The sequence below is a fragment of the Nocardia sp. 852002-51101_SCH5132738 genome, from assembly GCF_001665695.1.
Taxonomy (GTDB): Bacteria; Actinomycetota; Actinomycetes; order Mycobacteriales; family Mycobacteriaceae; genus Nocardia; species Nocardia nova.
The window spans coordinates 98,571-105,143 of sequence record NZ_LZML01000094.1; the positions used below are offsets into that span (position 1 = coordinate 98,571).

6 protein-coding genes and 4 tRNA genes are annotated in these 6,573 nt (G+C 67.2%); 3 read left to right on the top strand and 7 right to left on the bottom strand.

All coding sequences use genetic code 11. The features are described from left to right. Positions 1–74: 74 nt before the first annotated feature. Together A5789_RS12725 and A5789_RS12730 are read right to left on the bottom strand one after the other, a co-directional pair. Positions 75–1,493 carry an MFS transporter gene (locus A5789_RS12725; RefSeq protein ID WP_064901773.1) on the bottom strand — a complete coding sequence of 473 codons (1,419 nt, stop codon included), beginning with the start codon at positions 1,491–1,493 and terminating at the stop codon, positions 75–77. A 122-nt stretch (positions 1,494–1,615) separates the two neighbouring features. Next, positions 1,616–1,864, bottom strand: coding sequence for a hypothetical protein (locus A5789_RS12730; protein WP_155525672.1), 249 nt, complete (start codon positions 1,862–1,864; stop codon positions 1,616–1,618). A 234-nt stretch (positions 1,865–2,098) separates the two neighbouring features. Here A5789_RS12730 and A5789_RS12735 point away from each other — a divergent pair, with 234 nt between their 5' ends. Continuing rightward, positions 2,099–2,785, top strand: a complete 687-nt coding sequence (locus tag A5789_RS12735) for a helix-turn-helix transcriptional regulator (protein ID WP_227462844.1) — start codon at positions 2,099–2,101, stop codon at positions 2,783–2,785. A 17-nt stretch (positions 2,786–2,802) separates the two neighbouring features. Here the strand turns inward: A5789_RS12735 and A5789_RS12740 are convergent, their stop codons facing one another. From A5789_RS12740 to A5789_RS12755, 4 genes are all read right to left on the bottom strand, one after another. After that, the gene (locus A5789_RS12740; RefSeq protein WP_030517188.1) at positions 2,803–3,261 is read right to left on the bottom strand and encodes an SRPBCC family protein; all 459 of its coding nucleotides are present in this window, start codon (positions 3,259–3,261) and stop codon (positions 2,803–2,805) included. A 146-nt stretch (positions 3,262–3,407) separates the two neighbouring features. Further along, positions 3,408–3,482: transfer RNA gene (locus A5789_RS12745), tRNA-Val, on the bottom strand. A 17-nt stretch (positions 3,483–3,499) separates the two neighbouring features. After that, positions 3,500–3,570: transfer RNA gene (locus A5789_RS12750), tRNA-Cys, on the bottom strand. A gap of 23 nt (positions 3,571–3,593) precedes the next feature. After that, positions 3,594–3,666, bottom strand: a tRNA-Gly gene (locus A5789_RS12755). A 507-nt stretch (positions 3,667–4,173) separates the two neighbouring features. Between A5789_RS12755 and A5789_RS12760 the strand changes: the two genes are divergently transcribed. Further along, positions 4,174–4,245: transfer RNA gene (locus A5789_RS12760), tRNA-Val, on the top strand. 455 nt (positions 4,246–4,700) lie between these two features. Continuing rightward, positions 4,701–5,225 (top strand): hypothetical protein, encoded by a 525-nt coding sequence (locus tag A5789_RS36535; RefSeq protein ID WP_155525673.1) that lies wholly within the window; start codon positions 4,701–4,703, stop codon positions 5,223–5,225. Between the two features lie 40 nt (positions 5,226–5,265). Here A5789_RS36535 and A5789_RS12765 read toward each other — a convergent pair whose 3' ends face one another. Then, a complete protein-coding gene (locus A5789_RS12765; RefSeq protein WP_064901771.1) occupies positions 5,266–5,613 on the bottom strand; it encodes a hypothetical protein in 348 nt (115 codons plus the stop codon). Between the last annotated feature and the right edge of the window lie 960 nt (positions 5,614–6,573).

Below are 6,573 nucleotides of genomic sequence, written 5' to 3' on the forward strand. Positions count from 1 at the left end.
CGGGTTCCGGGTGCGCGAGCGCGGGCGTGTCCGCCGATATGGTGGCCGATTCAACGGCGAGCCGCTTCGACGGTTCAGCGGCGCGCGGGTTCGGTGAGGCGGCTGTCTCGGCCCGAGTCGGCCGCTGCCGACTCGCCGGCCTCCACGGCGAAGACGGTGATCAGCAGCGCGACCATCCACGCGAGAGTCGAGCCGGCCGCCAGCCGGTGGATGGCGCCGACGAAACCCGGCCCGGTCGGCGATCCGGCCACCGCGCCGAATATCGCGACACCGCAGGCGGTTCCGACCTGCCGGGCGGTATTGGACACTCCCGTCGCCAGGCCGGACCGGTCCGCCGGTGTGGCACGCACCGTCGCCGCGACCACCGATGTCGTGATGAGGCCGGAGCCGCAGCCGAGCACGGTGAAGCTCAGCAGCAGTCCGCCGCTGCCACCGCGGTCGTCGAGTGTGAGCAGCATCGCCGAACCGCATGCCGCGAGGGCGCAGCCGATCGCGATGGCCGGGCGCGGGCCGTACCGGGCGGTCAATCGTCCCGACACCGGCGCCAGCAGCACCAGCGGCAGGGCCAGCGGCAGCACACTGACGCCCGCCGCGCCGGGGGAGCGCCCCAGCGTGTCCTGCAGATACAGCATGCCGATGAACAGGATGCCGTTGAAGATCAGGTTCATCATCAGGGCGACGACATTGGGAGCGAGAAAATCCTTGTGCCGCAACAGGTCCACCGGCAGGAACGGATGAGCGCTGCGCCGCGCCGAGAGGTAGGCGCCCGCCAGCGCACACACCGCGACCACCGCCGCGGTGCCGACGACCGCCGTCCCCGCGTGGTGCCCCGCGGAGATGACGGCGAACACCAGCGCGCCCAGGCCGAGGACGAATCCGGCCAGTCCGGGCACGTCGATGCGCTCGCCGCGCCGCGGTGGTGCGGCCGGTACCACGATCCGGGCCGCGACGGTCGCCGCGATCGTCAGCGGCACCGCGATCCAGAAGACCGGCCGCCACCCGAGGCGGTCGACGAGAATTCCGCCGAGCAGCGGTCCGGCCGGCAACGCCAGCGACGACACTGCCGCCCAGGTGCCCAGCGCCTTCGCCTGTTCCGCCCGATCCGGGAAGACGTCCACGATGACGGCCATGGTGCTGGGCAACAGCAGCGCCCCGCCCACGCCCTGGACCACCCGCGCGGCGATCAGCACCCCGACCGACGGAGCCAGTGCACACGCCAGCGAGGCCAGCCCGAAGACCGCGAATCCGGCGAGCAGCATCCGGCGATGCCCGATCCGATCGCCGACGGTTCCCGCCGCCAGCAGCAGTCCCGCGATCGCGACCACGTATCCGTCCACCACCCACTGCAGCGATGCGATGTCGGTATGCAGGCCGCGACCGATCGCGGGCAGCGCGACATTCACGATGGTCACATCCAGCAACACCAGAAACATCCCGGCGCACATCACCGTGAGGATGGCGGCCGGGTTGCGAACCTGTGGAGTCGAAGTCATATCCGCAGTGTCGGTGCGCAACCTTTCGGTGTGGACCGAAGTATCGGCGATGAGGCAGCGGGTGAAGCGAACAGCGTCCTGCCGCAGCTTCTTTCGCTCACCGCCTCCTTGGCGGCGCAGCGTCAGGTCAAGCGGCGGAACCATCGCCGACGCCGGCGACTGCGGCGATACACCACGGCGGTGACCCGTGCGCCCAAGGAATCGGTGACGTGGAAATACTCGCCACCGAGGTCGGCGGCGGCATAGGCGATCTCGTCGATCGAGCCGTGGATATCACCGGCACCGAACGCGCTCAGCGTCATCTCGACCGTTCCGATCCGATCGAATCCTTCGGCCGGAGGCACATCGAGTTCCTCCGCACGCATACGCACCACCCCAATGTCGGCCGAACCGGAACGGTAGTCAAGGTTGTGGAGCGAGGTCGCCCGCCGATTGCCGGCGGACCGTCCGCCCGCTGTCGCCGCGGACGTGCGCGGACGGCCACGATTCGGTGCGCACCGAAGTGTTGTCGCGGCAGACTCGAGTCATGACCGATCGCCGACCTCTCTACGGGTATTCCGATATCGCCGCTGTCGGCGCCCTGCTGGCCGACGCGACCCGGGCGCATGATGATCGGCCTGGCGGACGGGCGCGCGCTGCCGGCATCGGTGCTGGCCGCGGAGGCCGGCGTCGCGGCGTCCACGGCCAGCGAACACCTGGCCCGGCTCGTGGAGGGGGGACTGCTCACGGTCGAACGATCCGGCCGCCACCGGTACTACCGCATAGCGAATGCCCAGGTCGGCGCCGCGATCGAAGCGCTGGCAGTGCTGGCGCCGACGCGACCCGTGCGTTCACTGCGGGAATCCACCCGCGCGGCGGCGCTGCGCCGGGCGCGCAGTTGTTACGACCACCTGGCCGGGCGACTGGGCGTCGCGGTCACCGAGGCACTGCTCGAGCGGCAGGCGCTGACCCGCACCGACGGCGTCGCGGGAACCGCACGCGCACAGGGAGATCCGATCTCGGCGCCGATGACCGACCACCCGTACCGCCTGGGCCCGAATGCCGAGCCCCTGTTCGCCGAGCTGGGCGTGGATCTCGACGCCGCCCGCGACCGGCGCCGCCCCCTGCTGCGTTTCTGCGTCGACTGGAGCGAGCAACGTCACCATCTGAGCGGTGCGCTCGGTGCCGCGGTACTGACCCGCATGGAATCGGCGGGCTGGGTGGAACGGCCGGGAACCCGCCGCACGCTGCGGCTGACCGACAGCGGAGCGCGGGTGCTGGATCGGGTGCTGGGCGTCGAATTCGCCGAATAGCGCGTCGAACCCGCGGATCAGCCGTGCTCGACGGCGATCTTCATCCGGTTGAGGGTGGTGGCCATATCGTTGTGGTTGCGCCGCCCGCGCGCCCACCCGAGCGCCGTCCAGTACAGCCGCAGCGGCAGGATCGTCGAGAGTTCGAACGATTCGGTGACGTCGGTGCCGCCGTCGCGCTGTTCCAGCCGATAGCCCCACCTGTTGATGCTCATCCCCTTGGGTCCGAGGACGGTGAAGGCGAATTCTCGCTCGGGCTCGCACACGTCTACCCGGCACGTGGTCCAGTAGACCGGCCCCACCTGATTGCGCCGCACGTGCCCCCGGAACTTCGCTCCCACCGCGGGACCCGTTGCGCCGCCGAGCCATTCGGCCTCGAACGTCTCGGGACTGAATTCGCCGATCCGCGTGATATCGCTGACCAGCGCCCACACCTGCGCCGGCGACGCGGCCATGTGGACGGTTACCGAATCGCGCACGACATCTCTCCTTGCCGCTCGGCTGGTTGGGCCTCGACCGTATCCCAGGCGACGAGACGGCGGACACAGTCGTCCACGAACTCGTCACGTCCGTGCTGCGGATACAAGAAAGCCCCGGTCGAAACCGGGGCTGACTTGTTCTTCGTTGGTGCGCGATACTGGGATTGAACCAGTGACCTCTTCCGTGTCAGGGAAGCGCTCTCCCGCTGAGCTAATCGCGCGTGGTTCGCCTACTCAGAGGCGGCGACGGGAATCGAACCCGTGTGCACGGCTTTGCAGGCCGTTGCCTCACCACTCGGCCACACCGCCAACCAAGGCCGGGTTGGCCTTCGAGCGGATGACGGGATTCGAACCCGCGACCCTCACCTTGGCAAGGTGATGCGCTACCAACTGCGCTACATCCGCATGCTGCGTCTCCGGGGCTTTTCGGCCCCTTCCGGCTGCGAGAGAGAACATTAGCCCACAACCCGCACCGTCAACAAATCGCCTGGTAGATGGGGGTAAAAGTGAATAACACCGGTGTGTTTTCCGGGGTGGTTGCGCTCCGTCGGATGACACCGGCTCGGTGGCGCCGGCGCGGCGCCCGGCCGGCCCGGTGCGCCAGGCGATCCCTGTGGTCACAATCCGTCGCGGCGCGGCGGACCGGCCCGGGGCCTCGTTCCGCGGCGCGGAACTCTGTAACCGCGGTCCGCTCGGACACGGCCCCGCCCGATCTCCCGCGATGCTTCACTCGGTGGAGGGGGCGACCACGCGCCGAGCCGACATCGCGAGACCTTCTGTGCCCGTTCACGTTCCGTCCATCGCCGCTCGGCTGAAACACCCAGGTCAAGCCCCGATTTGGTGTGACACCGGGGATGCGTGTTAAGGTTCCTTCTCGTTCGGAACGGCACCCCAGCCGCTCTCGAAATCCCCGGTCCCATAGCTCAGCGGGAGAGCGCTCGCCTCACACGCGAGAGGTCGCTGGTTCGAAACCAGCTGGGACCACAATTCTTGTAATCCCTGGTCAGGGCATTTTGTGGGTTCTGATCATTCGCTGTCTGCGAGTTGGCTTTCGGTTCCTGTAGCACTCTCATCAGCGGAAATGCCGTGGTCTTTCTGTTTCGAATCCAGCTGGGTGGCTGTGTCTCCTGGGGCTGCTGGGGCAATAGTGATGTTGCGTCAGCGTTCACCTCGTCTACCGTTCCGCCGCCCCGGTTCACGGCCTTCGCCGTGCACCGGGGCCTCGGCGGCTGGTCCTCTATCGCCGACGTCATCGGGCGATCAGGGCCCGACGCGGGGTACGGCCATCAGACCGGCACGGGCGGGCTCGGATACCGGGGCGTGGAGACAAGCCAGCGCTCAGCAACCTTTCCATTGAGGCGCACGTCGCGATCCCGGCCGGCTTGCTCTGGTCCTCACCGTTCATCCGGTGGCAAGGAGCCGTCGGCGAGGTGTCGAGTGTGGATTTGGCGACGGCAGTCACCAGTCGCGCACTGGCCGACCGCAGTATCGAAGTGGGCGGGGTGGACGAAGTGGTGCTCGGCATGACGATCCCGCAGCCCGGGTACTTCTTCGGTCCCCCGACGATCGCCGGGCGCATCGGCGTCCCGCAGATCACCGGCCCGATGATCGGATGTGGTTCTACGACGTCCTGTGGACGTTCTGCAGGGCCGAGTGAACCGGCGATCTCCGTGCGAATCCGAGCGATTCCACCGGATCGGGATCCCGTTGAACTGCGGATTCGCCGTTCAACGAACGTAGCGCTCCGGGCTGAACGAGCAACTGTCCCAGCCTATTTGAGTATCGATCGCTACTGGAAGCTTGTCTGTCGGCCGTCGACGGTTGGCGTCGCTTCATCATGCGGGGTACGTGTGGTCATCCGGGCCTTTTCCTGCTGGGGTGCTGATTGTCACCGACGTGGGGAGGTGGTCGGCGGCGCGCGGCTGACGAGCTCGGCGATTGCTAAAGATTCGCTATTGGTTTGAATTGGTTGGGCTTTCGGGCGTGTCGACACTCGGCGTCGGCTCATGTGTGGTTGTTGTTGTGGCCGCCGGCGGGGCGCATGGGGGTGCCGCGTTTGTGGAGTGCGTCTTCGATTGTGCTGGCGGGTGTTCCGGTGAGTCGGCTGCAGGAGGTGGGGGAGTGGCCGGCGAGGTAGAGGTTTTCGAGGTGGTTGATGTCGGCGTCGGTGAGTGGTTGGTGTCGGCGGGTGGCTCCTTCTCGGGTGAGTAGGTTCAGGACGGCGGTTTTTGAGATGTCGTATCGGGCGGCGAGTTCGAGCGCGGTGGCGCCGTCGCGGTCGTCCTGGACGAGTTGGTCGATGGTGTGGCGGGGGAGTCGACGTTGGATGCTCCGGGCTGGTTTGGGCTGCACCGGTGTGGCTGATTTCCGAGGCCGTCGCCTGGGTTCGGGGTTGTCGGATCACTTCTGACTTCTCGCTCGCCGACGCTCAACCGCGAGAGCCATCGGGGCCACTCGCGGGCCTGGGCGGGCAGAACCGCGGCCTTCTGATCTGAGCCGCGGCGCGGCGCGCGGTGTCGAGCTGCTGTTGTGCCCGAGTGAGTCGGGCCTGAGATGCGGCGAGTCTGGCGTCGGCGGCGATCAGCCGCGCTGATGAGCGCCGGATCGCCTCGGTGGCGATTTCTAGTATCTGGTCATTGCCCATGTCGGCTCCCGATAGCCGTGCTGCGTTTCGCCGATCCACGACCTGGAACCCGCGCCCGGGTGAAGCCGTGCCCATGAGCCTCGCCCCCTCCGTCCGCTTGGGCACTTCGGATCTACCCGGTCCCTGCGCCCGCGAAACCCGGGCCATGCATGTGACATAAACACTCTTGCCGGCAGCCGAAAATCTGCCGTGTCGGGTGTAGACATTCGCTGCAGCGAGTTATACAGTCGCTGTCGTTCGAATTAACGAGTCCAAGTGGCCGGGCAGGTGAACTGCCCGGAAGAAGTAAGTTCCACCGTCCCCTTCCGGCGGATGACAGTTAGACCCGGAGCAGTTGGCCGGACCTGCCGGAAGGGGACGAAACACTACCGAACAACCGAGTTCGCAAGCACCGTAGGAAGTCCGGCGATCCAGGAGGTGGTCACTGACGAATCGTTCCTCAGTTCCGCATCCGGGAACGCATCGGATGCGGTGTGCGACAGCGGCCCTCGGTTGAGTCCAGCAGGATGGTGTATGGCCGGACGCCAGCAAAGTGCGGGCGTGTCGTAGCCGGATAGGGGGTGGTCACCGCGTGATCCTTCAAAAGACCGGCAAGTCACTTGAAGGAAAGAAAGTTCACGCGATGACCTCTGTCCAGCCTATCGACCCGTCCAAGATGCTGTCGGACC